Annotated in this window: 24 protein-coding genes and 2 tRNA genes; 8 read left to right on the plus strand and 18 right to left on the minus strand. The window is 69.2% G+C overall.

Annotated elements, in window-relative coordinates; translation table 11 throughout:
* Positions 1–595: 595 nt before the first annotated feature.
* From TCUR_RS07345 to TCUR_RS27850, 10 genes are all read right to left on the minus strand, one after another.
* Positions 596–2680, minus strand: coding sequence for a DEAD/DEAH box helicase (locus tag TCUR_RS07345; RefSeq protein WP_012851857.1), 2085 nt, complete (start codon positions 2678–2680; stop codon positions 596–598).
* On the minus strand, positions 2677–4002 hold the full coding sequence (gene brxD, locus TCUR_RS07350) for a BREX system ATP-binding protein BrxD (RefSeq protein WP_012851858.1): 1326 nt from the start codon (positions 4000–4002) through the stop codon (positions 2677–2679). The genes TCUR_RS07345 and brxD overlap by 4 nt, the downstream gene beginning before the upstream one ends.
* Positions 3999–5495 (minus strand): polyadenylate binding domain-containing protein, encoded by a 1497-nt coding sequence (locus TCUR_RS24765; RefSeq protein ID WP_012851859.1) that lies wholly within the window; start codon positions 5493–5495, stop codon positions 3999–4001. The genes brxD and TCUR_RS24765 overlap by 4 nt, the downstream gene beginning before the upstream one ends.
* Positions 5495–6214: a protein phosphatase 2C domain-containing protein gene (locus TCUR_RS07360; protein ID WP_041439396.1), complete on the minus strand. Its 720-nt coding sequence runs from the start codon at positions 6212–6214 to the stop codon at positions 5495–5497. Before TCUR_RS07360 ends, TCUR_RS24765 begins: the two co-directional genes overlap by 1 nt.
* A gap of 113 nt (positions 6215–6327) precedes the next feature.
* Positions 6328–7014 (minus strand): vWA domain-containing protein, encoded by a 687-nt coding sequence (locus TCUR_RS07365; protein ID WP_012851861.1) that lies wholly within the window; start codon positions 7012–7014, stop codon positions 6328–6330.
* A complete protein-coding gene (locus TCUR_RS07370; protein WP_245537004.1) occupies positions 7011–7499 on the minus strand; it encodes a hypothetical protein in 489 nt (162 codons plus the stop codon). Before TCUR_RS07370 ends, TCUR_RS07365 begins: the two co-directional genes overlap by 4 nt.
* Before the next feature lie 17 nt (positions 7500–7516).
* Positions 7517–8875 carry a coiled-coil domain-containing protein gene (locus TCUR_RS07375; RefSeq protein WP_041439397.1) on the minus strand — a complete coding sequence of 453 codons (1359 nt, stop codon included), beginning with the start codon at positions 8873–8875 and terminating at the stop codon, positions 7517–7519.
* A gap of 694 nt (positions 8876–9569) precedes the next feature.
* Positions 9570–12467, minus strand: coding sequence for a pPIWI_RE module domain-containing protein (locus tag TCUR_RS07380; protein WP_012851864.1), 2898 nt, complete (start codon positions 12465–12467; stop codon positions 9570–9572).
* A gap of 28 nt (positions 12468–12495) precedes the next feature.
* Positions 12496–13569, minus strand: coding sequence for a hypothetical protein (locus TCUR_RS07385; RefSeq protein WP_052305446.1), 1074 nt, complete (start codon positions 13567–13569; stop codon positions 12496–12498).
* Positions 13570–14001: 432 nt separating this feature from the next.
* The gene (locus TCUR_RS27850) at positions 14002–14331 is read right to left on the minus strand and encodes a hypothetical protein (RefSeq protein WP_052305447.1); all 330 of its coding nucleotides are present in this window, start codon (positions 14329–14331) and stop codon (positions 14002–14004) included.
* On the opposite strand from TCUR_RS27850, the gene TCUR_RS27470 reads away from it, so the two are divergent.
* From TCUR_RS27470 to TCUR_RS07400, 3 genes are all read left to right on the plus strand, one after another.
* Positions 14223–14855 carry a PD-(D/E)XK nuclease family protein gene (locus TCUR_RS27470; RefSeq protein WP_217265459.1) on the plus strand — a complete coding sequence of 211 codons (633 nt, stop codon included), beginning with the start codon at positions 14223–14225 and terminating at the stop codon, positions 14853–14855. The two genes, TCUR_RS27850 and TCUR_RS27470, sit on opposite strands and share 109 nt — an antisense overlap.
* A 187-nt stretch (positions 14856–15042) precedes the next feature.
* Positions 15043–15498, plus strand: coding sequence for an excisionase family DNA-binding protein (locus TCUR_RS07395; RefSeq protein WP_012851865.1), 456 nt, complete (start codon positions 15043–15045; stop codon positions 15496–15498).
* A 2-nt stretch (positions 15499–15500) separates the two neighbouring features.
* Positions 15501–16085, plus strand: coding sequence for a PIN domain-containing protein (locus TCUR_RS07400; RefSeq protein WP_012851866.1), 585 nt, complete (start codon positions 15501–15503; stop codon positions 16083–16085).
* Between the two features lie 161 nt (positions 16086–16246).
* On the opposite strand, the gene TCUR_RS26350 is transcribed toward TCUR_RS07400, so the two are convergent.
* The 3 genes from TCUR_RS26350 to TCUR_RS07415 form a co-directional block, all read right to left on the minus strand.
* On the minus strand, positions 16247–16555 hold the full coding sequence (locus tag TCUR_RS26350; RefSeq protein WP_148232951.1) for a hypothetical protein: 309 nt from the start codon (positions 16553–16555) through the stop codon (positions 16247–16249).
* Between the two features lie 74 nt (positions 16556–16629).
* A complete protein-coding gene (locus tag TCUR_RS07410; RefSeq protein WP_148232952.1) occupies positions 16630–16932 on the minus strand; it encodes a hypothetical protein in 303 nt (100 codons plus the stop codon).
* A gap of 141 nt (positions 16933–17073) precedes the next feature.
* Complete coding sequence (locus tag TCUR_RS07415; protein WP_012851867.1) at positions 17074–17346, minus strand: hypothetical protein; 273 nt, start codon at positions 17344–17346, stop codon at positions 17074–17076.
* 503 nt (positions 17347–17849) lie between these two features.
* On the opposite strand from TCUR_RS07415, the gene TCUR_RS07420 reads away from it, so the two are divergent.
* On the plus strand, positions 17850–18149 hold the full coding sequence (locus tag TCUR_RS07420; protein WP_012851869.1) for a VOC family protein: 300 nt from the start codon (positions 17850–17852) through the stop codon (positions 18147–18149).
* Between the two features lie 390 nt (positions 18150–18539).
* Here TCUR_RS07420 and TCUR_RS07425 read toward each other — a convergent pair.
* Positions 18540–18610: transfer RNA gene (locus TCUR_RS07425), tRNA-Gly, on the minus strand.
* A gap of 190 nt (positions 18611–18800) precedes the next feature.
* Here TCUR_RS07425 and TCUR_RS07430 point away from each other — a divergent pair.
* Positions 18801–18875 (plus strand) — tRNA-Pro (locus TCUR_RS07430).
* Between the two features lie 191 nt (positions 18876–19066).
* On the opposite strand, the gene TCUR_RS07435 is transcribed toward TCUR_RS07430, so the two are convergent.
* Complete coding sequence (locus TCUR_RS07435) at positions 19067–19789, minus strand: TetR/AcrR family transcriptional regulator (RefSeq protein WP_012851870.1); 723 nt, start codon at positions 19787–19789, stop codon at positions 19067–19069.
* Positions 19790–20005: 216 nt separating this feature from the next.
* Between TCUR_RS07435 and TCUR_RS07440 the strand changes: the two genes are divergently transcribed.
* The gene (locus tag TCUR_RS07440; protein WP_012851871.1) at positions 20006–20377 is read left to right on the plus strand and encodes a DoxX family protein; all 372 of its coding nucleotides are present in this window, start codon (positions 20006–20008) and stop codon (positions 20375–20377) included.
* Positions 20378–20659: 282 nt separating this feature from the next.
* Positions 20660–21514 carry an SDR family oxidoreductase gene (locus TCUR_RS07445; protein WP_012851872.1) on the plus strand — a complete coding sequence of 285 codons (855 nt, stop codon included), beginning with the start codon at positions 20660–20662 and terminating at the stop codon, positions 21512–21514.
* A 140-nt stretch (positions 21515–21654) separates the two neighbouring features.
* On the opposite strand, the gene TCUR_RS26355 is transcribed toward TCUR_RS07445, so the two are convergent.
* Positions 21655–22122, minus strand: coding sequence for a hypothetical protein (locus TCUR_RS26355; protein WP_012851873.1), 468 nt, complete (start codon positions 22120–22122; stop codon positions 21655–21657).
* 111 nt (positions 22123–22233) lie between these two features.
* Entirely contained in the window at positions 22234–22941 is a 708-nt protein-coding gene (locus TCUR_RS07455; RefSeq protein ID WP_012851874.1) for a cutinase family protein, read from the minus strand.
* A gap of 473 nt (positions 22942–23414) precedes the next feature.
* On the opposite strand from TCUR_RS07455, the gene TCUR_RS07460 reads away from it, so the two are divergent.
* Complete coding sequence (locus TCUR_RS07460) at positions 23415–24140, plus strand: cutinase family protein (protein ID WP_012851875.1); 726 nt, start codon at positions 23415–23417, stop codon at positions 24138–24140.
* Positions 24141–24409: 269 nt separating this feature from the next.
* On the opposite strand, the gene TCUR_RS07465 is transcribed toward TCUR_RS07460, so the two are convergent.
* The gene (locus TCUR_RS07465) at positions 24410–26932 is read right to left on the minus strand and encodes an ATP-binding protein (RefSeq protein ID WP_012851876.1); all 2523 of its coding nucleotides are present in this window, start codon (positions 26930–26932) and stop codon (positions 24410–24412) included.
* Positions 26933–26977 lie beyond the last annotated feature (45 nt).

Raw genomic sequence — 26977 nt, forward strand, 5'->3', positions numbered from 1 at the left:
AATCTTTTCAACATGTCGTCTCCGCAGAGTGGGACGGGATGCTCAATCTCGTCCTGGCGCCCTGGGGCGGCGCGCGGTCGGACATCGCTACAGTTGCCCTCCTCGTTCGAGTCTCCGCGTCGGGAAAAGCGCACGATGATCGGTGCTACCGCGATGCAGCTGCAACTGAGGAGCCGAAACAAAGCGTCGATGTGGTGAGAACGAGACCGACCCCCGGACGGTGCGTAGCGTAAGCGCCATGGGAGCCCGAGTGGCGGCGTTCCTCGAAACGGTCCCGGCAACATCACCTCGGCCTGCGGGCGCCTTGCGTAATACCGCTCCGTGAGAACTGGGGCGCAAGTCCAGACGGCCTCCAGAGCTGCGGCACCACAGGCTGTAGCAGACCTTCTGACGGACTGTCCCCACATGCGGCCTGTGGAGACGACGCGTTGAAAAATTCGGCAGAAAGCCGAACTAATGGCGCCTCAGGTTGGTTGAAGAGAGGAGTGGGAACGGTGACGTACGGTTTAAGTACCAGTACGCAGGTTATCGAAAGCGGCTGGCTCCGGGCTGTTGAGTGAGCTTTGTGAATGAAATGCGCACTCCTCTTCCCGAGTTATGCGCTCTGGGAAAAGATGCACGGCTCGTTGAGCACTTTCCACGCGTTGTCGCGGTCAGCCAGCCGGGCGGCGAGCGTGGAAGCGGCGAGATCGGAGGGAAGAGCTGCACTGAACTTCAGCCCGTGCACCGCTCGCGAGTCCACCTCGGGATCAGCTAGCCGGTGCAAAGAGCGACCGACCTCGCGCCAGGTCACGGCGTCCAAATCGTTGCGAAGCCGAATGTAAAGATCGTCAGGACGAGCACAGGGGTCGGCGAGAGAACCGAGAGACGCCTTGAGCGTAGCGTTGACGCGGGTGCCGGCCCACGTCCACCAGAGCACATCGTGCCCGGACCGCACCACGATCGTGCGGTCCGGTGCCGCCACATCGGCGAGCTCGGCGCGGGCCGTTGCCAGAGCGCGGGCCGCACGGTGAGTCAGCCGGACGGGGGGATCCTCGCCCAGGACGACCTGACGGATGGCCCGAGCCAATGCAAAGGACATGGCGAAAGACGACGTGGTCGACCACCGGGCGATCCCACCGGTCCCCTCGATGGGGAGGACGTGGCAGCGTCGGCGCTTCCAGTCGATCCAGTCGACCTGCCAGGTTCGCCCCGCCAGGAGCAGTAGACGCGGCCCTTGCACCGCTCGGGTGAGGAGCATGGGGTCGCATCGACCGATCTCCTTGCCACCCTGGAGGACGGTGAATTCGGGGGGCGCTGTGAACGAAGCCATCAGCTCCATAAAATGACGCCGCCCGAAGTCCTGTTCCGCCTTCTCGCCAATGAGGAGATTGTGGCCGTCCCGGCGCAGATAGCCCTTCGCTAGAAGATGCTGCATGATTGGCTGCGTGGCAGCGGGGTCGAACAACCAATGTCCGTTCCACCAGTCTCGCCACAGAGCGTCCCCGATCGCTCCCTCCTGCAGTGCGAGGGCCAGGACCTGCTGCGCAACGATGTGCCGCGGATTGGGAGGCGGCAGGGAGGGCTCCACATAGCCGGTGCTCCATAGCAGGAGCAGACCGGCCGCGGTGAGGGTGTCCTCTTCGCTGAGCGTTAGCAACAAGCAGTTGCGCACCTGGCCCGGCCGCCGGCCGGTGCGCCCCAGCCGTTGTAGAAAGGAGGACACTGACCATGGGGAGTTGATCTGGATGACCCGGTCGAGGTCACCGACGTCGATGCCCAGCTCTAGGGTGGAGGTGGCGACGATCACGCAGTCGCGGGCCTGGCTGAACGCCTCCTCGGCGCGCCTGCGTTCGTTTGCCGATAGTGAGGCGTGCGACAGGAAGACGGTGACGCCGAGCTTGCGCAGTGCCTCTCCGAGCTCTTCGACGGTCTGCCGGGAGTCGCAAAACACCAGCCGCTTTTCGCCGTGGTGCAGCATGGAGATGATTTTTGCAGCGTTGGCGAGGTTGCCGACCCGGTCCAACTCGATCTCAGGCGGACCCACGGCGGACTCGATGGCTGGCTCTACAACCTGGGCAGGACGCCTCCCCGCACCTTGCAGCCACGCCAGCAGGCCGGAGGGGTCCCCCACCGTCGCTGACAGTCCGATGCGCTGCAATGGCCGGCCTGTCAGGCGCGCGATGCGCTCCAGCACGCACAGCAGATGCCAACCCCGGTCGTCTTTAGCAAAGGCGTGAACTTCGTCTATGACGACGCTGCGCACCCCCGATAGCAGTCGCCGGTGATCGACACTCGCGCTGATGAGCATCGACTCTAGCGACTCAGGAGTGGTGAGCAGGATATCTGGAGGATTACGTAGAATCGCCTGCCGCCTGGTGACGGAGGTGTCGCCGTGCCAGAGCCGCACTGTCCTGCCGAGCCAGCCCGCATACTGGGCGATCCGCGGCTCCAGGTTGTTGAGCAGCGCTTTCAGCGGACAGATGTACAGCACTGACAAGCCCTGCCAGCCCTGCTCGGCCATGACGGTGAGCAAGGGAAACAAGGCAGCCTCGGTTTTCCCTCCAGCGGTAGGGGCCACTAGTAGGGCGTCGCAGTCGGGAGAGAAGCTCTTTAGGAACTCCTCCTGGAGAGGACGCAGCTGCTGCCAGCCGAGAGTAGCGGACAGGTGATAGGCGAGGGTTGGATGCAGCTTCGTCACAGGTCGATATCGATGTCACCCGCGGAGGACGCGGTACCTTGCAGCGCATTCTGCTCTTCAATGGTCAAATTGTCGAGCCGGTGCCGAGCGTAGTGGACGCGGGGGTTGAAGTCCGGATGCTCGGCCACCTTGAACAGCACGTCCGAAACCAGGCTTCGCAGGAAAACCCGAGGCGAGGTGCCGACGCTGAGCTTCCCGGCCACTGATGTCGCCAGGTCCTTAATGTAGGCGTCGTCCACCAGTTGGTTGATGCGCTCGCGGGCCTGCGGCTCGCCTTCGGCGTACAAGTCGCGCACCCGCCGGCCGAGTTCCACCAGCTTGTCCAGGTCGAACCCGGTGAGCCGCAGCCGGTGGCTCTGCATGGAGTCGAATCGGGGGTCGGTGTCGAAGTCCACGTCCAGCCGTTGGGCCAGCGGTGGGAGCTGGGGGACGCCCGTCGGGCCGGTGAAGAAGGCGGGGGTACCGGTGATGAGCAAGAAGAGCCCGGGAAAGGAACCGCGGTCGATCTCATCGATCAGGTGTCGGAGGGCTCCCAGGCTCTTGTCGCGCACGTCGGCGCGGAGCCGCTGGATCGTCTCCAGCTCGTCCAACACCAGCAGCAGTCCGGTGTGGCCGCAGTCCCGCAGGATGATTAGCAGGCCGCGGAGGAAACCGAAGGCGGTGTCGGCGTTGACCTCCCCTTTGAGGCCGGCCTGGCGCTTGACGGAGGCGGCCACATGCTCATCCCCGCTGACCCACGACAGTAGTTGCATCGCGGTGCCGCTGTCCCCTGCCATGCGTGCCTTCCGATAGGCCCGCAGCGCGGTGGCCAGGGACGGAGCCGAGTCGGCGACCTCCTTGAGCCGGACGTCGATGCGCTTGTTCACCGCTGCTTCAACCCGGTCGCGGTCTGCCGGGTCGAGTCCTTCTGCGGCGCACACCTCGTCCTCAAGGTTCAGCAGCCAGTCCTCGACCAAGGCCCGGAACGCACCTTCAGAGGTCTCGGCGATGGTGAGGTTCTTGATGAGCCGCTGGTAGATGACGTTCAGCTTGTGCAGCGGAACGTCCTGGGAGATCTGCACCTCGCTGGAGGCCATGTTCTTGTCCCGGGCCCGCTGGGCCAGCCAGCGGGAAAAGAACGTCTTGCCCGAGCCGTACTCGCCCTGAACCGCCTTGAACTTCCACCCGCCGCGGGTGACGGCGGCCAGCTCCTCGTCGAGTCGGGCGAAGCGTTCCATGCCCACGGCGAAAAGGTCCAGGTCCCGCTCCGGAACGGTGCCACGGCCCAGTGCGTCGATGACCTTGCGGCGTCGGGCGGGGCTGATCTTCTTGGGTCGGCTCATGAGGTCACCCCCAAGAACTGCTCTTTGAGGAGCGGGATGTTGAGCTGCAGGGTCTGGTCGTCGTCCCGTAGTTCGAGGACCTGTTCATCATCGAGGTTGAGCAGCCGGCACACGCCGCCGAGTTCCATGACGATCCGATCCGGCAGCTTACCGAGCAGCCGGGCCAACTCGGCGACCGACCTGCGGCCTCCCTTCTCGATGAGGAGATCGATGAGTCGGGCGACCTCTTCGTCGGTGAAGCGGGCCCGCGCCCCGAGAGTTGCTCGCTGTTCGACGAAAGCAGCGGAGGCCACTACCTGCGCCCCCAGCTTCGGCCTGGCCACGGGCGCCGTATTACGGGCCGGCAGGGGCGTCCGTGCCTGTGGAGGCGAGGGCTGGGTGCTCTTCCCCGGCTGATTCCGTAGGGATGCGGGCTGGGGACCCGATGCGGACGCCGAAGATGGTTTCGGCACTGATTTCACTTTCGGCCTGGGCCGCGCTGGCGCGGCTGGGGGCACTGCCCGCTTCGGAGAGGCGGACGGCGCTTGTGCTTGGCCGGGCAGGCTGATGGGCCGCCATATGCGCTGCTGACTCGTCGTCACTAGTGGCGCCAAGTTCGTGGGGGTGGCTTGCTGAACCCGGACGGGTGGGGGCTTGACCGCGATCCACTTGCGTCCGGAAAGGGCTTGGAGCCACTCCCGCGCGGTGGGGCGGAGGCCGTGCGGTGCCGCGGCACGGTCAAAAAGCCGGGTCACCGCGTCAGCGACGTGAGAGTCGACGCCCTCTACCAGTTCCAGCTTTTGGCCCGGGCGGACGTAGGCGTTGCGGCTCAGCACCCGACCCACCAGCAAAGCGATTTTGTATCTGTCGGTGTCGAGGTCGAGGCCGGTCTTGGGTAGATGGGGGTCGTCCCATTCGGGGGTCTGCGCTTGGGGGAGGACCGGTTCGCCGCCGTGCCGCCGTACACCGTCGCAGTCGAGCATGAAGATCCGGTAAGGACGGGTCTGGGACCACAGCAGATTCCGGAAGGAGATATCGCCCAGCACGAAGCGGTGAGAGTGCAGGAAGTCGATGAACCGCACTGCCGCGGTGGCGATCTCAACACGGCCCGGCCCGTCCGGCAAGTGCAAGGACTGCCAGGTGTGGTTCGGTTTGTACAGCAGGTACTGGAGCTCGACTGGTCGGTTCTTGCCGCCGATCGGCCCGGTGAACTCCGGAGGGATTTCCCGCATGAGGAAACCGGTCACCGCGCCCTTGTGCACGACCCGTGCCAGTGGCCAGGCGCTTTGCTCGAAAAGGGAACGGCTGTCGGCGCTGGGCAGCCCTCGCCCGAATTCCACGAGCTCGGCTAGAGCTGGGGCGAAGGGCCTTCCGGCGTTTTGCAGGTACTCCTTGTAAACGAGCTTCTCGTTGCCGAGTACTCGGGTGACGACGCCCTGCCCGCCTTCCCCGAGCGGTTCGTCCTCTAGCCGCAGGCTGCTTCTCGGACGGTCCAAAGGATGCGGTACCAGCATCAGGAGACCCTCCAGATGCAGATGGCCGTCCGGTCATCGTCGTGGGTGCGGGCTTTGAAACCGACCTGCCAGAGGAATTCCGTCAGGGACGGGGGACCGGAGCCCCACCAGGCGGCCAGCTGGTTGCGGACCTCACTGCCGCGCATGGGTTTGGCGAGCCCGTCGGTGCACAGCAGCAGTACGTCCTCCGGGTCCAGTGACACAGGCTGGATCTCGACTTGGTCGGCGTGACCGGGCAGGGCCAGAGTCGCCGAAGTGGCGACCTCATAATCCGGCTCCTTGGCGAAGCACGACACCCACACGCCCCGGTGCAGCCGCATCGCCGCGCAGTCACCGACCCGCATCAGCCAGGCCTGCTGCGGCGAGCCGTGGACGTCGAACTGGATCACGGCGGTCAGGAACGTGGTGGCCAGTTCTTCGACCGCGACGCCGCGCCGGGCGGCCTCCGCTTCGATGGCGTCGGCGATACGGGAGAAGTAACGCCTGGCCGCGTCGGCAGCCTGCTCATCGGGCCGGATGCGCAGGTGCTCACGCGCGGCCTGGCAGGCGGTCATCGCACCGATGTGGGACAGCTGTGCGTTGCCCAGCCCATCGGCCACGCAGGCCAGGACGATGCGTTCGCTGATCCGCCACAATCCCATGGCGTCCTGCCGGGGCTGGGCGTTGTAGCGGTGCGCATCGCCGCGGGTCGAGACCGCGCGAATGACGAGACCGGGCATTGCCGCGGCGTCCAGGACGGTGTCAGGACAGGCCACATCCAGGCTTGGCAACTCGCCCGGTTCGATCTTGAAACGTGACGGACGCCCTATGACCAGTGGCTCTGGGAAGTCCATCAGACGCGATCCGCCTCCAGCACCGTGTAGCCCTTGACCTGGTCGGGGAAGACCATCTGGGCCCCGGCGTTGGGATTGGCAGAAAAGGCCGCCGAGGAGGCGACCGCCGAGGAGACCACCGAGTTCAGCAACTGCTTGGCGAACTCCCGCAGGGCGTTACGTGGATCGAGCTCCCCGTTGGCGATGAACGCCCGGAAGGTGGCGACGGCCCGCAGCGTCTCCGGTCGCACGTCACCGAAGCCGAAGGCCAGGATCGTCGGGCGGGGGCCGAAGTCCTTGGCGGTGAGCCGCTGGTGCGCGGTGGCCCAGTCCGAATCGGTGGGCTGGCCGTCGGTGAGGAAGAACACCGTGGGACGGAACGGGACATGGCCGGCGGCCTTGAGATCCCGGATGTCCCGCTCGATGGTGTCGCGCAGCAAGGTGAACGCCGCGCCGTAGGACGTGGCGCCCTTGGGAGCGAGCTGGGGGACCTGGTGCACGTCGTTGAGATCGGCCAGCGGCAGCAGCACCTCAGCGGTGTCACTGAAGCTGATGATGCACAGCCTCGCCTTGTCAGCGACCGTCGGGTTGCTGGCGATTTCGGTGACGATCTGGGGGAGCTGGTCGTTGATCTCCTGAAGGGGATTGCCCGCCATCGAGTACGACTCGTCGCACACCAGGTAGAAGGGGAGTATCTGCTCGCTCATGACACGGGCCTTTCCTCGGCACAGCCGTAGCTGATGAAGTAGATCTCCATGGAGACCGATCCCGCGGGGGCCGCGAGGTCGTGGAAGTTGCGGGTGGCGGCGGACCTGAACACGCTCGGGTACGCCTCTTTCAGGGCTCTGTTCACCCGTGACGCCAGGGCGACCCCCTGACCGCTGCCGCCGTCTCCGCCGAAGGTCAGCACCATGCCGGCACGCTTGCCGGAAAAGCCGGGGGCCTGCCTGTGCAGCCCTCGTTTGACTTGGGCGATGAGCGTTCGTCCGCCGGCCGCGGGGCTGACGGTGAACTTGGCCTTGATGGGTTTGGACTCCACTCCCTTGAGCTGCTCGGCACAGGGGCTTTTGGAAGGGGAGGGACCGGCGGAGGGCTTGGCCTCGGCCTCCGGCGGCGCCTGTGCGCCCAGCATGACGATGGTGAGCGCCAGGAGCATGTCCGCAAACAGCCACCCGGCCAGCAGGATCGTCAAGGAGGCCCGACGCTGTCTCATGCCGCGTCGCCCTGCCGACGGTCAGCGAGCTCGGCGATCGTCTGCGAGGCCTGCTGCAGGACGTTGCCGAACTCGGCGATTGCCGCTTTGAGCTCGTCGAGCTCGGCCCGCACCGTGCTCCGCGTCTCTTCCAGGGCCATGCCGGTGACCTGCGAGATCTGCTCGGGCAGCGCGGCGAGCCGTTCGAAGGAGTCCCGGGTGCGGTCCAGCATGTCCACGGTCCGGCCGGAGACGTCCGTGACGAGCTCGATGCGGCTGGCGTGCGCCCCGGCGGTGTCCGCCCAATCCCCGAGGGCCGCGCGGATCTCGGAGCTGGTCTGGCTGAAGGCCCGCTCGAAGTCCGTGGCGGTGCGTTCCAGGGTTTCGGTGAGCTGGTTGGTCAGCACCTTCACGGTCCGCTCTGTGGAGGCGCCCACGGCCTGCACCGAATCGGCGGAGCTGTCGACGGCCCGGGTGATGCTGCTGCTGGCGGTGACCAGTTCCCCGACCTCGTCCCGTAGCTCGCCCACGGAGGAGCGGATGGCCGAGGTGAGCCGGTTCAGCTCGTGGTCGAGCACCGACAGCAGGCTCTTTTTGAACTCTTCGATGGACTCCCCGGTCTTGAGCGTGATCGCGTCGGCTGCGGAGGTCATCGTTTCGGCGGCGGACTTCACCTCGGTGAAGTGCCGGCTGAAGGTCTTGGTCGTGCCCTGCACCTCGTTGGCGCTGGAGACCAGGGCGTCACTGGTCTTCTGCGCGGCTTCCAGGGCGTAGACCACGGCGTCCATCAGGTCGGACTGGGCCTTGCGGACCGTCTCCCCGATCTTGGTGATCTGCATGGCCGCTTGGGTGAGCTCAGCGTTGAAACGGCTGGGCGTCGACAGCCGTACCTGTGCCAGGTACAGGCTCGCCTCGGTCAGCGCCCTGCGGAGCCGGGCGCGCAGCATCACCAGCCGGCGTTCGGCACGGTCCAGGGAGCGGTTGTACAGCAGGTTCTCGCTCACCGTCCAGGCGACGAGGAAGAGGATCGCCAGTACCGTCAGCATGGCGACGTTGCTGAAACGGAAGAAACCGGGCAGTCGGCCATCGAAGCCCTGCTGCCACATCTCCAGGAACGGCCGCCGCGCCGCCTCGACCCCTTGGTCGTTTAGTACTTCGCCGTAGGCGGACGTGGCCTCGTGCAGCCCCACCCACGTGAAGAACACGGGCAGAAAGACCAGCACCGGCCCGACCGCCAGCGCGGCCTTGACTGCACGGGACGCCCAGTGCTTGCGGCTGGCCTTCTTAGGGAGCGGCTGGATGATCGTCTCATCGGGCGAGAACGCCGCGAAGAGGTCGACCTCGCACCAGCGCTCGGCCTTGCTCCGATCACTCATCGCCTCGGCGAGGTCTCTAAGCTGCTCTTTTCTCTCCGCCAGCTCCGGCTTCTCAGCGAGTTTCCGCAGCTCCTCGCCTACGTCATGCTTCCCCAATGATGAGACTCCCCCACCTGCTCTGCCGGCCATCCCGTGCAGAGCCACCCCAGGTCGAACTGTTTTAGCAGCTCTTGTCCTTGATGTCACATGAACTGCTTGTGTGCGGAGTTTTCTTATAGTTCTGTTACCAGGGAGGATGCTGTCTGCAGGGGCTCATGAGCGTTGACGGCTATCGCCTTGTGCAGGGAAGGGCTGCCCAGCCCGTCGGGGTGGGGCAAGGGGGACGTTCCCCCTGATGGCACGGCCGGTTTCGAGCGTGCGAGCCATTAGGGACGGGCCCCACGGGCCGGAGGATGCGGTACCCCGCAACGGTTCGGGGCCTCCGGTTGTCAGCGCTGTCACCTGCCCGCTGGCCACGTGAACCACCCTGAGTGGGGTGTTGGCTCCTGCCAGCCCCAGCGGCACCTTCTCTCGCCGTATGCGACTTACCCCTGTTATACCTGCCCGACCTGGACTCGTAGAGCTCCTTCTCAGCGATCGACGCTGTGGGCGTCCGGCGGTGCTGTCGGATGTCCTAGTGTCGAACGACGCCTGAATCATCGTCTTCGATCAAGCGGTGTCGGTCACCACCGGGGGGGCCGACACCGCGAGAGGCTCACTCCCCGTTGGGAGCGAAGGGCTGGGCGGTTTCCGGTTCTGAAGGTCCCTCGCCCGGCGGATCCTCGTCGTGTGCGGTTTCTTCGGAGTCCTCCGGCGGCAGCGGGAGGACGTACTCCTGGGCCAGTTCGGCCAGGTGCAGGGGCAGCGGCAGGGCGAGGGCCTGGGGGTAGTCCGGGGGCTGGCGCAGGTGGTGGGCGGCCATCGCCAGCGCCTCCGGATCGTCGCCGTCGTCCTCGTGGCAGCCGAGCACGGCGAGCTCCACCAGACCGGGGTTCCAGCCGACCTTGTCGGCGTCGATGGTCGGCCTGCCGGAGCCGCGAGTGAGCGGCCGGCCGCCGAGTTTGTCGCCGCTGACGGCCGAGTCCTTGAACTGCGAGGGTTTGGGCGTGGTGCTCCAGAACACCCGGCCGCCGCCGGCTCCGTCAGGACGGGGCGCCACCCACAGGTGGGCGGCCAGGCCGTTCAGCCCGTCCTTGGGGTGGACGCCCCACCACTGGGGGGTCTCCCGGCCCGTGGTCTTGCGGACCCGCAGCAGCCGCAGGTCGGGGTCGAGCCTGCGGTGCGGGGCCACCCCGGTGCGCACCCGGTCGCGCTGCACCTGGCCGTCCTGCAGCCACGTCCAGTGCGAACGGACGTTCTGCGCGCAGGCCAGCAGCAGGGTCGGGACGCCTCGCAGGGTGCGCAGCACCGTCTGCAGCCATTCCTCGACCTGCCGGCGTTGCCGCTCCATCTCCCGGTGGTAGTCCGGTCGTCTGAAGGCCTCCTCGTCTTCGTCGTCGGCGGCCAGGACGGAGGAGACGTCGACCCGCTCGGTCAGCCGCAGCAGCAGCGACGGATAGGGGATCCAGGCGCCCGCTCCGCCGTCCGCCTCGGCGTCCCAGCCCCGCACCTCGGCGATTCCCTCCTCAGGACCGGGGGCCACCAGCACGGCGACCGGGACGTGCCCGGCCCAGCGGGTCCGGCTCGTCCGGTTCTTGCGCACCAGCCAGATCGCCGCATAGCGCAGTCCTTCGGGCAGCCCGTCGCTCAGCCCGTGCTCGGGGAGCACCCGCACCCCCAGCTGCCGCAGCCCGTCGTCCCAGGCCTTCTCGGCCCGGTGCCCGATGTTGCGGGTCGAGTCGTAGCCCGCGGTCTTCTTGGGCACCGCCACGAACTGGGTGAGGAGCCCGGCCTTGGCGAAGCCGAGCCGCAGCGCGAACTTCGGATCGTGATCAGAAGTGGTGAAGTCGGCGGCGCGGTCGAGTTCCACCAGCGCCAGCGACGGCGCCGTGCCCGGACGCTCGGCCGCCATCCAGCGCGCGGCCCGGTCGCGCCGCTCGGCGACCGCGGCGGTGACCATCGCCTTGGTCCGGCGTCCCTCCGGCAGCGCCAGGTCGTCGCCGAGCCCTTCGGTCAGACGCCGGCAGTGCAGCCGCACGAGCAGCTCCGGCGTGCGCCACTCCAGCAGGCCGCGCGGACCTGAAGCGGCGCTCAGCAGCGCATCGATGGCCGCTCTCGACCCGCCGCCCAGACCGAGAAGGCCGATGAACGCCTCGACGGCCTCATCTCGCATCTGCGGCGTCTGCCACAGCAGCCACGCCTCCAGCACGGCCCGGTCGTCCTCGACGGCACCTAGCGCCCGCATCGCGTGCGCCGCGGCGGCCCGCACCTTCGCGGCGCGGCGCCTGTCGTACTCGGACGTCTTCGTCTTGGGCGGGGTGTTGAGCGGTGTGGAACGGCCCAGCCGGGTGCGCACCCGCTCCGGCTCGGGACGCAGCTCCGGAGCGAACGCCTGCTCGGCCCAGGCCACGAGCTCTGAACGCTGATGGGGCATCAACCCCGGGAGAACCCCGTGGGAGCCCATGGCGGTGCTGTACACGACGGCGGCGCTCATGTCGTCGGCGAGCCATTCCTCCGGCGCCGTCACGATGGCCTCGGCGTCGGGGAACGACGACAGCGACAACCGGTGCAGCATCCCCGCCGGCCCGCCTTCGACCCAGCCGGTGACCCAGTCCCGCGCCTCCCGGTCCCAGCGGCGTTCCAACCGGGCGACGGCGAACCGGTCCGAGCGGGACGCGCCTGGCAGCCAGGGCACCCGCGGCCGCAGCAGCACCGTGGTGCGCCGCCGGCGGGGCAGGTACAGACGGCCAGCGGCGCCGACCCGGGTCGCCCAGCGGCGGATCCCGGTGTGCAGGTGGATCCGTGGCAGCGGCTCGAAGGGGACGGTGTGCAAGGTGACGTTGAGGGTGATCGAGTACCACCACCTCTGCCCGTCCTTGTCGAACCGCAGCGGCTCTGACACCAGTTCGGCGCCCTGGTCGCGGGGGCCGCGCGGCACCGCGTGAAAACGCAGGGTGCCGCTTCCATAGTCATAGGGCTCCAGGGCGAGGATCTTCCGGGCGAACCAGTCGGTGGTGAGCGGGTACTGGTGGGCGAGCGGCGCGGCGGTGCCGCCTTCGGTGACCGGGCAGCGCAGCAGCTCCAGCTCCACCGGTTCCCAGCGGGGCGGGGCGTCGTCCAGCATCGCGCGGGCCTTGGCCAGCAGCTCCCGGTAGTGGGGGTCTTTGGCCATGTCGGGTCGCAGGTCGCTCAGCCAGGCGTTGTACAGCGCCCGGAAAACCTGATCCGGCAGGCGTTCGACGCCTTCGGGCACCAGCAGCCAGTGTCCGCGCCCGTCACGCGGGCGCGGCAGCACCAGGTAGTCGGGGGCGAACGTCTGCAGGACCTGTTCCATCCGGCGGGTGGGCACGGTCCGGTAGGGCTCGGCGTCGGTGGGACGGCCCGCGTTGCACAGCTCCAGCAGCACCTCCCGCCACTGTTCGGGGAAGGGCAGGGCCTGATAGCGGGCGGTGACCGAGGCGTCCGGTGAGTCCGGCAGCCAGGAGGCCGTCCGGATGCGCGTGTAGGCGGGCATGCAAGGCTCCGTTCGAGAAACAGGCGTTTCAGGTTCGGTGGGTGAGTCCGGACAGCGCCTGGTACATCGGCGCGTACAGCATCCGGACCAGGGCCGGGTCGGCGGGATCGTCGAACCACGCCGGGTCGGCGTGGTCGTCGAAGTAGGGGGCCAGGATCTTGTGCAGGTCGGCCAGCAGGCCGTCCCGCGCCGGCGCCGTGACGGTCTCGCCCGGACGCAGCGCGGCGGCCGTCCCGGGGGCGAACTTGGCGTCCACGAACACGACCCGGGCGGGCACGCCGCCCCGCACCAGCCGGCCGATGACCTGCCAGATGGTGACGAGCTGGTCCCAGGCGAACGAGCGCCGCTCCCAGTCCTCCAGGTGCGAGTAGATGTAACGGCGCGACAGCAGCCGCCGCCATTCCTTGCGCGCCTGGTGCCGGAACTCCAGCCCGGCCTGATCCAGGTCGCCGGCCTTGGCGACCAGTTCCCCGAAGGTCGCCGGACCGGTGCGGTCGTCGACGCGGCGCAGGTCGCGGATGAAACGGCTCACCCAGTCGTTGACGGCGAACACCGCCAGCGACAGGTCGTCGGGCCTGGGGTGGGGCCGGGCCAGGAACAGGGCGACGCCGAAGGCGGCGTTGCGCTGGGCGTTGAGGATGTTGTGGCCGCGTTCGATCGCCATCAGCGGCGCCACCAGCACCTCGGCGTCCTCGTCCTCGGCGAACATGGCCAGGTCGCCGCGGCGCACCGTCTCCGCCCGCTCCTCGGAGCCCGGGCCGGGCTCGGCGTCGTCGGCGATCAGCACCCGGACCCTGCCGTGCCGGCGTTCGATGCCGTGCAGCGTCTCGGCGACCACGTCCGCCTCCCGGTAGCTGCCCACCAGCAGCAGCGCCCGGCGGCGCCGCTCGTCCTCGATGCGGTTGAGCTCTTGGGCGAGCGGCCCCGCGCCGCCGCCCCGGCCCGGGCGGCCCAGCCGGGCGGCCATCTGCCGGGCGGCGGCGGGACGGTCCTTGGGCGGGACGCCCGACAGGCTCATGGGCCGTCCGTCGTCGTCATAGAGAAAACGCGTCGTGAAGGTGGTGCGGCGGACGGCCTCCAGCGCCCGGCTGGCCAAGTCCATGAAGGCCGCCGGGCATCAAAGGTTCGAACGCGGCGACCTGCTCGCCCTGACCTACGACGACCCGGCGCAGGAGGCCCGTGCCATCGCCGACCGCATCCAGCAGCTCCAGGGCGTCCCGTTCCAGGATGCGCCGGACGCCCCCGAGCGCGGTCTCAGCTACGCCGACTGCGCGGTGCTCTTCCGGTCGGTGCGCCATGACGCCGGTCCACTGGTGGAAGAGTTCCGCCGCCGCGGCATCCCCTGCATCATCAAAGGACTGGTGCGGCTCTTTGAGACCCCGAGGTGCAGGCCGCCGTCGCCTGCTTCCGCTACATCGCCGGTCTCATCGACGCCGACGCGGTCAAGGACGCCTGGCGCGCCGCCGACGTCGGCTGTGACGAGCGCCTGGACCAGGGCATCGCCGTCCTGGACGAGGCGATCGCCTGGGACGAGTCACGGCCCTGGGACTCCATCACGCTGCAGGGGGTGTTCCTCGGCTTCCTGGAGGCCATCGGGCTGTGTGAGGAGAACGTCCCCTCCCACGGGGAGACGGACGGCGGCCGCCGCGGTGAACCGGTCTTCTGCAACCTCGGCCGCTTCTCCACCGCCATCGGCGACTACGAGGCCATCCACCTGACCGTCCACCCGAAGGAACGCTTCGAGAAGTTCGCCAAGTGGCTGCAATACCAGGCCCCCGGCTACTACGAGGAGTTCGACGGCGACAACGGCTACGCCCAGCCCGACGCGGTGGTGATCGCCACCGAGGAACTGGTGGACCGGCACCTGAACCTGCCGTTCGCCAACCCGGCCGCCAAGGCCCGGCTGCGGCCCGCCGCGATCGCCTCCGTCCGCCGCTACCTGCGGGAGAAGGGGCGACCCTGCGCCAGACCATGTTCTCCGAGCAACCGGTCGAGATCCACCCCGCTCCCGGCGTCACCGTCACCGGCCGGGTCGACCTCATCAAGCGGCTGGACACCGAAGAGGTCTCGGTCGTGGACTTCAAATCCAGCGAACGCGCCCAGGCCGAAGACGTCTCCCTCGCCCAGCTCCACCTGTACGCCCTGGGCTATCGGGAGCTCACTGGCGCCGACGCCGATCTGGTGGAAGTCCACAACCTCGACGAGGAGGGCAGCTCACTGCGCGAGGAGGTCGACACAGGCTTGCTGAACGACCTGACCCGCCGCGTCACCGAGGTCGGCAGGTCCCTGCGCGACAACGACCTGCGTCGCCTCCCCCGCTGGTGCGCCACCTGCACCTCCTGCGACTTCGCCGGCATCTGCCGCGACAGAACGGACACCTCTGGGTGAGCGCCGTCTCACAACCCGCCGTAGGGCGCTCGGGGCGCTCGCCGCGCGCCTCGAGCACCCCGAGCGCACTGCGGAGACTAGTGATCACCGCGGCTGCCGGGCGCTCACCGCCGGGGCTCATTGTTCCTTGCGTCTGCTGCGTTTGTTTCGGATACTGCGAATAGATGCCTTTGGGGCGGTGAGGGGTGTGGCAGACGTGCAGGTCAGGCGGATAGAGCCAGGAGCGGTCGATACCCGGCAGGCTGCGCGGGCCGTGCAGAGGATCAAGGCGTACCTTCAGCGCAATCCTCACGAGCAGGCCATCAGGGTGCATGCTGAGATCGGTGAAGAAGAGGCCTTGGTCCTGCCACGGCAGGCGGTGAGCTTGTTCGCCTACATCCTGTCCCAGATCGCCGCCGGGCGCGGGGTGTCGGTCGTTCCTTCAGATGCCGAACTGACCACGCAGCAGGCGGCCGATCTGTTGAACGTCTCCCGCCCTTATCTGATCGGGTTGCTGGAGAGGGGAGAGATCCCCTTCAGACGGGTCGGCCGACACCGTCGCATCAGATGGGACGACTTGATGGACTATAAGCGGAAGAGCGAGGCGCAAAGCCGCACGGCTGCCGACGAACTCGCCCGGCTCGGTCAGGAGCTGGGCATCTGACGATGGCGTTCGTGGTGGTCTACGATGCCTGCGTTCTGTACGGCAACACGCAACGCGACCTGCTGATCCGCATTGCCCAGTCGGGGCTGGTCCAGGCCAAGTGGACGAACGCCATTCTCGATGAGCTGCAAAAGAACCTGACCGCCGGCCGTCCGGACATTCCTGTGGAGAAACTGATCAGGTTGCGCACCCTGATGAACCGGGCGGTCCCCGATGCCCTCGTCGAGGGTTACGAACCGCTCATCGAGGCGCTGAAACTCCCCGATCTCGAAGACCGGCATGTCCTGGCCGCCGCGATCAAGGCTCAGGCCCAGGTGATCGTCACCTCGAACCTTCGAGATTTCCCGGCCGACATGCTGGAACCCTGGAACGTGGAGGCCAAAAGCCCCGACGACTTCGTCCTCGATCAGATCGACTTCGACGACCGGGTCGTGTGGGCGTGCGTCCAGCAGATCGTCGACTCACGGAACAACCCGCCTGAAACGGTCGAGGATGTGCTGGACGCTCTCGAACGCGCCGGCCTGGTCGAGTCCGTCGCGGCCTTGCGGACACGAAGTCATCGGGGTTTTTCAACACGCGGCCTTTGAAGACCGGGACGGCGGCCTCGGCGGTGTTCAAAGCCATGGCCGTGCAGGTCACGGCACCGCTCTCGGCTGTGACATCCCCGTCCTGCCGTGCGGAACGACGTGCTGACGGGGCAGGATGAAGCCGATCGGCCTTGCCGGAGCGGCCGAGCGCCTTTGAGGTATCAGGCACTGACGGCCTGGCTTGCTCGCTCGACGTCTTTGGGACATACCTCGGTGAGCGGGCAGGAGGCGCAGTCGAGTGTACCGGGGCGGCACCATTGGCGTCCGAGGAGCCGGCTGGGCAGATCGAGGGCGCCGGGACGGTCGGGGTGCGGCTCCCAGGCTCTGGCGATCATATGGTCGCGGTCGTCACGGTCCGCCAGACGGGTGCGGAGGAAGACGCGGCGCAGGTGGATGTCGTAGGCGATTTCGCCCCCATCCAGGTCCCTGATGGGTACGCCACAGTCGCGCTCAAGGATCTCCACCGCCATCGCGGCCTTCTTCTGGCCGATGCCGGCAAGCGCCTCGAAGTGTTTCTTCAGCTCCTTTGCCGGGGGTGATCGGACTAAATGGCTCCGGCGTCACCTCCGTACTCGGTCATCACCCGCTGGGCTACCGGAACCAGCCATCTGGGCATTTCTTCGATATGTCGATGCAGCTTAGGCGGCTGCGCGATGGCTTCTCGCACCCCCGCCTCGTCTTGGGCAATCCGTTCGGGATCGAAGTGGCCAAGGCGCCGGCTCAGCAGGAACGGCGCACGCCATGCCCGCTCCGCCGGCACTCCTTGGTCGAAAAGGACACCGGTCAGGAAGGCGAAGTCGTTCTCCAAAAGGAGTCTGTTCGCCTCGGGGTCGCTTGTGAACTCCACCGTCGTCCCCTGCCGAGCCGACTTGTGCCGCTCGCCGTACGCCAACAGCGCGGCGGCCGCGGCGGCGCGGAGTTCGTCCTCATCATGGAACCGTACGCCGGCCGGGGCGGGACCGGTGCCGGATATCGGCGGAAGCGCTCGTCACGCGATGGGGTGAGAACGCAGGCGACCCCAGGCCGCGGCACAAAGGAGCGCATGACGCACCCACCCGGCGACGTCGTCTTGCCGGAGCTTGACCGCCGGGCTCTGCGGAACGTACGGCGCTCGGATTTCGTCGGCCATGACCACCACGGGGAGCGGGAGATAATCCGGTGGAACGTCGGCACCCGCTCTCAGATGCCGCTTGGTCACCTTGATCAGGCTCAGCAGCGCCTCTGACCGTTCGAAATCGTCGGACTCGACGCCCTCGACCATGGGTTCATCGCGAATTCAAGTCACTGAGCGCACGCGCAGGCGACCATAAACATCCCTACGGCCGATCCCATGACGGACCTTGATTTCTTGGCCGTCCACCGCCGCCACGGCGACCCAGCCTCGTTCGAACCGCTCGGTCTCCTCGAGCCAGGCCATGAGAAGGGGCCCATGGCCTTCATTTCCAGAAGCTGGATCTCTGGGTTCAGCGGGGCTCCACGCCGTTCGTGCTAATAAAACAGCGTGATTTCTGTGAACGGCGATCGAGGATTCACCGATTTCCTCTGCTCTCGGCTGGGGACGCACTGGCGGGTCATGCGCGAACTCTTCTCAGCGGCGCGCCCGGCTGTGCGGCCGGGCGTGAGCCCAGCCGGTCTTCCTGGGCGTAGAGGTCAGGGCCTGCCTGCGGGAGGTTCGGCACCAGTCCTCATGCCTAGGGCGTGTCCGTCCTCGTAACACGAGAGGATGCCGTTGAGCGGTCTGGGGCAGGCAACTGGAAGGTCTCAATGCGCGTCGCCTACATCGTGATCTACACCGATGCTCTTGAGGAGTGCCGTGTGTTTTACGCCGGGCTCGGCATTCGCTTTCGCAAGGAGCGGCATGAAGACGGGCCGGTCCATCATGCCGCGGTCTTGGAAGACGGAGCCGTGATCGAGCTGTATCCGGCGGCCGGTAAGCCCCCTACGGGCCGGTTGAGACTGGGCTTCACTGTGCGGCGTTCGACCACGTCGTTGCCGCTGGGACCGGGGCGGCACGTCCTGCGCGACCCCGAGGGCCGCACCGTCGAACTGGAAGTGATCGAGTGATCGTCAGGGCCGGTGGTGTGACGCTCGTCGTCTTCTGCGCTGCCCGGATGACTTCTTCCCGACCGTGGGCCGGTGAGTCGGCACGGCGGATGGAACGGCTCGGCGCGCGGTAAGGGGGCGGGATGGACATGGTGTCGGCGGCCTTTCCGGCCTTGGAGTGAGGAGCGCCGGTCTTGCCGGGTGAGACCGGCTCCTGCCCACTGTCGCTGATCGCCGGGAGGAGCAGGAACTGAGGACCGTCCCAGCGGATTTGCAAAGACACGGACAGGAACTTTGGAAGATCGGCGGTGTCCGGGCACGGTGTCGGACTTCGAGGGACGGGCGGCCGGTAAAAGGCCCGCGGCCCGGCCATCCTCGAGGTGGCCGGGCCGCACACCCGGGTGAATGCAGAGCGGGCGACGGGAATCGAACCCGCGTCACCAGTTTGGAAGACTGGGGCTCTACCATTGAGCTACGCCCGCATGGTCGGCCGAGAGAGCCCGGGGGATCCGGATCTCGGTCACTGCGTAGCGTACCGGTTTTCCGGGGGTCTTCGCGCGCGGGATGGGGCGAGCCTTCGGGGTCGGCGGATCGGGATGGCGTGGGGGCGGATCCGCACTACACTTTCACAGGCTGCGGTTGCCGTCTCCGTTGGGGCATGCGGCCGCGGGCCGGGGTGTGGCGCAGCTTGGCTAGCGCGCGTGCTTTGGGTGCACGAGGCCGTGGGTTCGAATCCCGCCACCCCGACGCGAACTCGCAGGGCAGAGGCCTGATCGCCGAAGCGGTGGTCAGGCCTTCGCGCGTTTTCGGGGGCGGTGTCACCTGGTCGGCGCCGGCTTGGTCTCCCTGGGAACTTCGGGGCCGGTGCACATGGCGGGAGACGCCTGCGAGAAGGGGCGTCCGTCTCGGACGGCCGGAGGTGTTCTCCGTGGGGCCGTTCAGGAGCGGTCGGGGGCGTTGCAGGGGGAGGAGCGGGCGATGCGGATCATGGCGCGGTACAGGGCCTGGGGGTCTGGGGCGTCGGGGAGAGGGGGGAGTGGGGCGCCGGGGGTGGCGTAGGAGCGGAGCATGTGGCCTACCAGGCGGCGCCAGGCGTCGGGGGCGGCGTCGGCGGTGGCGGCGATGACGCCGGCGTTGGCCATCAACAGGATGGGCAGGTCGCGGTCGGTGAAGTCCTCGCGCAGGTGGCCGGTGGCCTTGGCGCGGGCGATGAGTTCGAGGAAGCCGCGGTAGGCGCGGTCGCGGCGGGACTCCAGGGCCTTGGCGGTGGGGAAGGTCATGGTGAGGACCTCGGCGAAGCCGCGGTCGGCGGCCTGCATGGCGCATACGGCGTAGACGTAGCGGACGAAGCCGTGCCAGGGGTCGGGGTCGGCCAGGGCCTCGGTGACGGCGGTGAGGTAGGCGTCCATGCGGTCGGCGAAGACCGCGGTGATGAGGTCTTCGCGGGTGGCGAAGCGCCGGGACAGGGTGGCCTTGCCCACGCCGGCCTCGCGGGCGATCGCCGCCATCGGCACGTCGAGCCCTTCGGCGGCGTACAGGCGGCGGGCGGCGGCCAGGATCCGGTCGCGGTTGCGTTCGGCGTCGGCCCGCAGCCCGCACCCGGAGCGCCTGCCGGTGTCCGGCTCGAGGACGTCGTCCCGGGGGACCTTCGCGGAGGCCATGAATTCATCCTAATTAAGTGGAACAACCTTCCCACTTGTCTGGTTACGCTGTACGGCACCCAAACGGGAAGGTCGTTCCACTTGTGCCGGGACGGTCCCCGCCGTGCCGCTGTTTTCCCTGGTTGGTGAGGACGAGGCGATGCGGTCGAGAGGCCGGAGCACGGGCCTGCCGGCGACCGCCCCAAGAGACCTCGCCGAGGACGAAGGACGTGCGCGATGAACGTTTTCCTGTGGATCCTGCAGGCGCTCCTGGCCGTGATGTTCGCCATGGCCGGGGTGATGAAGTCCACCCGGCCCAAGGACAGGCTCGCCCCCAAGCTGCCGTGGGTGGAGGACTTCCCCTCCGGGATGGTCAAGTTCATCGGCGTCGCCGAACTGGCCGCGGCCCTCGGCCTGATCCTGCCGGCGGCCACCGGCATCGCCCCCGTCTTGACCCCGCTGGCGGCGGCCGGCCTGGTCATCGTGATGATCGGCGCCATGATCACCCACGCTCGCCGCAAGGAACCCCAGGCCATCGCCTTCAACGTCGTCCTGCTCATCCTCGCGGCCGTCGTCGCCTGGGGCCGCTTCGGTCCCTACTCCCTGTAGCGCCCGCCCCTGCACCGCAACCTTCGGGAAGCCCCCGGCTCTTGGGACCGTGCCGTCAAAGACCCGCACCGGATCCGCCCGCCGCGCGGCCGGGCAGGCTGAACATCGCCCGACGGGCACGGACTCAAGCGCCAGGGTTCAGCCGCCCCTGCACTTTCGAAGACTTCGGGGGCGGGCGCCGGAACCGCCGTTCGCATCGTGAACCGCGGGACGTCCGGCAAGCCCCGCCGCCCGCACCGGCCGCCACCGGCGGCCGGTCACCGAACGAGGAGGAAACCCCGTATGACCATCGCGATCATCGGCGCCACCGGACAGCTCGGCGGCCACACCGTCGATGCCCTGCTCGCCCGCGGCGTCCCCGCGGGCGACATCCTGGCCCTCGGCCGCAACACCGACCGTCTCGCCGCGCTCGCCGAACGCGGGCTGCGCACCGCCACCGTCGACGTGGACGACATCGACGGCACCGCCGCCACCCTCACCGGGGCCGACAAACTGCTCCTGATCTCCTTCGACAGCGTGGGCGCCCGCGTGGCCCAGCACGCGAACGCCATCGAGGCCGCCCGCCGGGCCGGCGTGAACCACCTGGTGTACACCTCGGTCCTGCACGCCCCGACCACGCGTCTTCGGCTCGCCGCCGACCACAAGGCCACCGAGGAACGCATCACCGCCTCCGGCATCCCCGCGACCTTCCTGCGCAACGGCTGGTACACCGAAAACCACCTGCCGGACTTCTCCGCGGCCCGCGAACGCGGCGTCATCGCCAACAGCGTCGGCCCCGGCCGCATCGCCACCGCCCCGCGCAAGGACTACGCCGAGGCCGCCGCCGTCGTCCTCACCACCCCCGGCCACGAGGGCAAGGCGTATGAGCTGTCCGGCGACGTCGCATGGAACTTCGCGGAGTTCGCCGCCACCGCCCAGGAGCTGCTCGGCACCCCGGTGCGCTACCAGGAACTCACCCCCGAGGCCGAACGCGAGCAGCTGCTCGCGGCCGGCCTCGACGAGGGCACCGCGGACTTCGTGGTCGGCCTCAACGCCGACCTGCGCGCGGGCGCCATCGCCGACACGCCCGGCGACCTGGCCCGCCTCATCGGCCGGCCCACCGAGCCGCTGGCCGAGACCATGAAGACCTGGCTTTGATCTCCCGGTGGTGAAGCCCCGTCCCCACCCGGACGCGGGCGTTCCGACCTCACCGGCGGCGGGCGGCGTGCGAAGACGGCGACACGGCGTTCGGACGGAGGCGACGGAAACACGGCGCCCGCCGCTCACCGGTGATGGGGTCAGCGTTCGGGAGCCCGGCAGGTGTCGGTGGTGGGTCCAGGGGCCAGGACGCTGAGCTCGACGCGGGACGCGGTGGTGATGCCGGGGATGAGGAAGGTGCGCGAGTTGGTCTCGTCCGGCAGCCGCTCTTGAAGCTGTTTGACCGGCTCGGTGCGTCCGTCCTGCAGCACGCTGATGACGAGCATGGCGGGCCCGGGGAAGCGCACCTTGACCTCCAGGCCCTTGGCCGTGGAGGTGTAGAAGGCGGTGGTGCACAGCGGCGTCCCGCCCTGGGGGTCGTCTTGTTTGGCCAGCAACCCGCCCTGCCCGCCGGCAGGCGGCGAGGCGGTGGGCGCCGATGCCGGCGGAGGCGAGGCGGCCGCCTTCGGCGAGTCCCCGCCGCAGCCCGCGGTCCCCAGCGCGAGCGCGGCGCAGCATGCGATCCCGGCGAGCCGGGCCCGCCTCGGTGGGATTCCGTCACGTGTCATGGTCGTCCTTCCCGGCCGTGAACGTCATTGCGTGGGACGGCCCGCACCGCCGCGCCGTCCGGACCCCGGGGGCGGCCCCGGGCCCGGACGGCGCGGCGGCAAGGGGGCGGGTCAGCGGCCGAAGATGCCGCCCGCCCGGCGGTCGGCGCCCTCCTCGGCGGCGCCGGCGCCGCGGATCTTCTGCGCGGCGAACTGGGCGGCCCGGCCGGCCTCGGAACGGTAGGCCAGGTGGGCCGCGATGTTGACGCCCGCGCCGCACACCGGGTCGCCCTGGTTGCAGATGTCGAGGGTGCGGTCGGCGAACTCACCGGTGTCCGGCTCGCCGGGGCCCAGCCGGGCCGGGTTGCCGAACAGCAGGACGGCCGCGATCTGCGGACGGACCTCGCGGGGCAGCTCGGTGGCGCCGCCCACGACGCCGGTGCCGATGGCGCCGTTCACCACGCTGGCGCCCTGGGAGTAGCCGACCAGGACGAACTTCTGGTTCGGGCATTCACGGGCCTGCTGGGTGACGTGCCGCACCAGGTCCTGCACGCCCTGCCGGGGCGAGGTGGGGCTGGCGTCGGCCGGGTAGTCCACCGGGTAGGAGGTCAGGTCCGTGCCGCGCAGCTCGCCCTGCAACGCCCGGAAGACCGGGTCGCCGACGATCACCCCCAGCCGCCCGGGTTCGAAGGTTCCCCGGGCGGCGACCATCTCCACCTCCGAGCACGCCGCGGCGGCCGGGGAGGTCGTCGCCAGGGCGACCAGGCCGCCGGCCGCCACCCCCGCGAGCGCGGTCACCCTGGCGATGAGACGGAAGGCGGCGGACGTGAAGGAACGCATGCGATTCACCTCTTGGCTGGATCGGACGGGCGCCGCCCCGCAGCGCACGGCGGACGAATCGCCGCGGGGGATGCGCCTTAGAACACATTGGCAAGAGATGGTGGGCGGGCCGCCGCGCGCCTCTCTACACGTTCGTCCGAGGAAAAATCCCGATAACAATGTGGCCGGCTGCGAAACCATGACGGGGGTGTTGTACGTATCACCCGGATCGGCTCGCCTTGCCGAGCCGGACGGCCATAGCCGGACCGCGAGGGGCGATGTGCGTGCGCACAACGACTCATGGGAGGCGGCATCGCGATTGCCCTTCCCGCCGCGGTCCGCACCCGGCAAGGCGCCCTTTGACGTCGGGTTTTTCGTTCCGGATGGGCTCTGGCGTCAAAACCGTCCGCTGTTTTTGTCAGATGGGCCGGCATTTCCTCACCGGGACGCGGCGTACAAACGTCACGCCCGCACCCGTCCCCGAGGAGGAACTCATGCGGATCTTCCCCAGCCGTGCCAAGGCGGCCGGCCTGGCCTGCGCGGCGCTGGCCGCTGCCGGGGCCGTCGTCGCCGTCGCCCCACCCGCACAGGCGGCCTGCGCGGATGTGAGCATCATCTCCGCGCGCGGCACCGGTGAGCCCCAGGAGGGAAGCTGGCTGCTGCAGCCGATGGGGGAGCGGATCAGAACCGGGCTCACCGGGTTGAACACCACCTACACCGAGCTGCAGTACCCGGCCCGGCTCACTTTCGACACCAGCGCCACCGAGGGCGTGACCAACCTGGTGCGGCTGCTGAACACCTCCGCCCAGGAATGTCCGGACCAGCGTTACGTCCTGCTGGGCTACTCCCAGGGCGGCGGCGTGGTCGGCGACGCCCTGCTGCCGAACGGCCAGCGGATCTGGGGCAAGAACGCCCCGCAGGTCTCCTCGGCGGCCTCCTCACGGATCGCCGCGATCGTGATGTTCGGCGAGATGCGCTTCACCGCGAGCGACCCGTTCAACGTCGGCGACTTCGACCCGAACAAAGAGTCCATCCGGCCGCGTCCCCGGGGCGCGCTGAACGCCTACGCCGACCGGATCCGCAACTACTGCGTCGCCAACGACTTCGTCTGCCAGGACCCCGGCAGCACCCTCGCCCACCTGCGGTACTTCGTCAACGGCATGCCCCGTGACGGCGCGGACTTCGCCGTGTCGAAGGTCCGGGCCGCCCTGGGCCGGTGACCTGAGGAGAACCGGGCCTCCTCACCGCGTGCGTCCCAGAGCGACGGGGGCCTCAAGGCGCTCCGGCTCCCGCATTGGTCAAAAGGGTCGCCCTGCGGAAACGGCGTCCTCCCGGAACGCTCTTCGACGGCTTCCCCAGGACGCCGGACAGGCGACCCCTGGGCACGGCGACTTCCCCTCGGCCGTCAGCGCCGCTCGCCCCGGTCCCGCTCATGTGACGCAAGGCGTGCCCGTCCGTTCCCGCATCGGGCGGGCACGCCCGGCGGCGGTCAGCCGGGGAACCGTTTGCCGAGCGCTTGCGACAGGGCCTGATCCAAGCCCAGCCGTTCCCCGGCACGGTAGGACTTCTCAAAGGAAGCCTCGCCGAGCATCCGCCGGATCTGCTGGACGCCGCGGTCGCGGTACCGCACCAGGTGCGAAAACCCCCACAGCTGGGGAGCTCCGGCCGGACGCCAGGTGGTGTGGGCCGCCCCCAGCAGCAAAGCCGCGGTGTGCGGGTCGCCGCTTTGCGCCAGCACCCAGGCGAGGGTTTCGCTCACCGTGGCCATGCCCAGCAGGTCGCCGAGCTGCATCTTGAAGTCCAGGCTCTGCCGCAGCAGGGGGACGGCCTCCCGGGCGCGGCCCTCTTCGGTATAGGCGATGGCCAGCGTCCACAGCAGGTAGGAGCGGTGCCAGGTCTCGCCGCACTCTTCCGACAGCTCGATCGCCCGCCGGATGAAGTGCACCGCCTCCTCCCCGGCTCCCCGCACCGCCGCCGACAGCCCGATCTGGGCCAGCGCCTGCTGGGTGGTGAGCAGCCCGGGACGGTGCCCGCCGAAGCGCAGGGCCTCGTGCGAATGCCGCTCGGCCCGCTCGGTGTCGCCGCGGAACAGCGCCGACAGGCCGCGCTGCTGGTGGACGGCGGCCTGCAGCCCGGCCCACTCGGCGCCGCCGTCGCCGGCCCGGGAGGCGACCGACTCCACGCGGTCCAAGAACGCGGCGCAGCCGCCGTGGTCGCCCTGCAGCAGCAACGCGAACGCCGCCGCCCACATCGCCCAGCACCAGGCGGTGGTCAGGTCGGGACGGGGCGGCTCGGGGAACCGTTCGCTCAGCCGGCGCATCCAGTGCACGCCCTCGCCCACGTTCCCGCAGGCGATCCAGTACAGCCACAATGCGCGGGCGCCCTCGAAAAGCAGCGGGGAGGGCTGCTCGTCGGCCAGCGCGTAGCGGAACGCCTGCCGCAGGTTGGCGTGCTCCTCCCGCAGCCGCAGCAGCCGCCGGCACTGCCGGGGCGAGGCGTACTCGTCCTCGGCCCGCCGGGCAAGGCCCAGGTAGTGCTCCAGGTGCCGGCGCCGGGCCTGCTCGTCCCGGCCGGAGGCGGCCAGGTGCTCCCGCCCGTACATGCGGACGGTCTCCAGCATGCGCAGCCGGGTCCGTCCCCGCACCTCGATCCGGGTCAGCAGCGACTTGTCCACCAGCCCGGCGATCGCCTCCAGGGCGGGCTGGGCGGCGGGCCGCTGGTCGGCGCACAGCGCCTCGGCGTCGGCCAGCGACACGGTGCCGGCGCACACCGACAGCCGCTCCCAGGCCGCCCGTTCCTCGGCCGAGCACAGTTCGTGGCTCCAGTCGAACACCGCCCGCAGCGTCCGGTGCCGCGGCGGCGCGGTGCGGTCGGCGCCCGCCGCGCCCAGCAGGGCGAACCGCTGGTCGAGCCGTTCGGCCAGCTCCTGGACGGTCAGCAGGCGCAGCCGGCGCGCGGCCAGCTCCAGCGCCAGCGGCAGGCCCTCCAGCATGCGGCACACCCGCACCACCGCCTCCCGGTTGGCGTCGGTGAGGCGGAAGTCCGGCACCGCCGCCTTGGCCCGGTCGACGAACAGTTCCACCGCCGCCGAGCAGCACTGCTCCGCCGAGCCGTCCCGGTGCGGCAGCGGCAGCGGATCGACCGCCAGCACCTGCTCGCCCGCCTCGTTCAGCGGCTGCCGGCTGGTGGCCAGCACGCGCAGCTGCGGCACGGCGTGCAGCAGGGCGCGCGTCAGCGCGGCGGTCGCCTCCAGCAGGTGCTCGCAGTTGTCGAGCACCAGCAGCGTCCGCCGCCCGCGCAGCGCCTCGGCCATGGCCTCCAGCGGGGTCCGCTCGGCCTCGGTCTGGACGCCGAGCGCGGTGGCCACGGCGCGGTCCACCATCGTCGGTTCGGTCAGCTCCGCCAGCTCCACCAGGTGGACGCCGCCGGGAAAGCGCACGGCGACGGCCTCGGCCAGGTGCAGCGCCAGCCGGGTCTTGCCGACCCCGCCGATCCCGGTCAAGGTCACCAGGCGGCTTTCCGACAGCAGCCGCAGCCCGGTGGCCAGTTCCGCTTCCCGTCCCACGAACCTGGTCAGCGTCGCCGGCAGCCTGCCGGGCGCGCCTGCGGCGAACCGGTCGGGGGAGCGGGCGCCCGGCTGGGCGGCGGCCGGCTCGCCGGACAGTGAGATCGCCTGCCAGCGCGCCGTCCAGATCGCCAGCAGGTCGTCGGTCTTCCATTCCCCCGCGGCGCTGTCGGCGCGGCGGGGGTGTTTGCGGGCGAAGGCGACGCAGGCCCGCACGAACATCTCGGTGACGTCCCAGGACGGCCGGGTGCGTCCGGAGGCGGCGTTGCGCAGCGAGGTCGCCGAGTACGGAGAGCCCAGCTGTTCGGTCTCCCGGGCCAGCGCCTCATAGCTCGGATCCCCCGCCTGATCCCGCAGCTCGCGCAGCCCTTGGGCGAACCTTCCCAGCGGGCTGTCGGGGTCGGGAACGGGGGAAGGCCGTCGCCCGGGACGCGCCACCCGCCCCATGCAGCCTCCGTCCCGAGGGTTCCCAGCAACAGGGCACTGATTTTA

The sequence above is a fragment of the Thermomonospora curvata DSM 43183 genome (genome assembly GCF_000024385.1).
In the GTDB taxonomy this organism is placed as follows: domain Bacteria; phylum Actinomycetota; class Actinomycetes; order Streptosporangiales; family Streptosporangiaceae; genus Thermomonospora; species Thermomonospora curvata.

Coding starts and splice junctions, on each gene's coding strand:
- brxD (WP_012851858.1), bottom strand. CDS start 4,002: ATGAGCCGACCCAAGAAGATCAGCCCCGCCCGACGCCGCAAGGTCATC.
- TCUR_RS24765 (WP_012851859.1), bottom strand. CDS start 5,495: ATGCTGGTACCGCATCCTTTGGACCGTCCGAGAAGCAGCCTGCGGCTA.
- TCUR_RS07360 (WP_041439396.1), bottom strand. CDS start 6,214: ATGCCCGGTCTCGTCATTCGCGCGGTCTCGACCCGCGGCGATGCGCAC.
- TCUR_RS07365 (WP_012851861.1), bottom strand. CDS start 7,014: ATGAGCGAGCAGATACTCCCCTTCTACCTGGTGTGCGACGAGTCGTAC.
- TCUR_RS07375 (WP_041439397.1), bottom strand. CDS start 8,875: ATGAGTGATCGGAGCAAGGCCGAGCGCTGGTGCGAGGTCGACCTCTTC.
- TCUR_RS07380 (WP_012851864.1), bottom strand. CDS start 12,467: ATGCCCGCCTACACGCGCATCCGGACGGCCTCCTGGCTGCCGGACTCA.
- TCUR_RS07385 (WP_052305446.1), bottom strand. CDS start 13,569: ATGGACTTGGCCAGCCGGGCGCTGGAGGCCGTCCGCCGCACCACCTTC.
- TCUR_RS07400 (WP_012851866.1), top strand. CDS start 15,501: ATGGCGTTCGTGGTGGTCTACGATGCCTGCGTTCTGTACGGCAACACG.
- TCUR_RS26350 (WP_148232951.1), bottom strand. CDS start 16,555: ATGGCGGTGGAGATCCTTGAGCGCGACTGTGGCGTACCCATCAGGGAC.
- TCUR_RS07415 (WP_012851867.1), bottom strand. CDS start 17,346: ATGGTCGAGGGCGTCGAGTCCGACGATTTCGAACGGTCAGAGGCGCTG.
- TCUR_RS07420 (WP_012851869.1), top strand. CDS start 17,850: ATGCGCGTCGCCTACATCGTGATCTACACCGATGCTCTTGAGGAGTGC.
- TCUR_RS07435 (WP_012851870.1), bottom strand. CDS start 19,789: ATGGCCTCCGCGAAGGTCCCCCGGGACGACGTCCTCGAGCCGGACACC.
- TCUR_RS07440 (WP_012851871.1), top strand. CDS start 20,006: ATGAACGTTTTCCTGTGGATCCTGCAGGCGCTCCTGGCCGTGATGTTC.
- TCUR_RS07445 (WP_012851872.1), top strand. CDS start 20,660: ATGACCATCGCGATCATCGGCGCCACCGGACAGCTCGGCGGCCACACC.
- TCUR_RS26355 (WP_012851873.1), bottom strand. CDS start 22,122: ATGACACGTGACGGAATCCCACCGAGGCGGGCCCGGCTCGCCGGGATC.
- TCUR_RS07455 (WP_012851874.1), bottom strand. CDS start 22,941: ATGCGTTCCTTCACGTCCGCCGCCTTCCGTCTCATCGCCAGGGTGACC.
- TCUR_RS07460 (WP_012851875.1), top strand. CDS start 23,415: ATGCGGATCTTCCCCAGCCGTGCCAAGGCGGCCGGCCTGGCCTGCGCG.
- TCUR_RS07465 (WP_012851876.1), bottom strand. CDS start 26,932: ATGGGGCGGGTGGCGCGTCCCGGGCGACGGCCTTCCCCCGTTCCCGAC.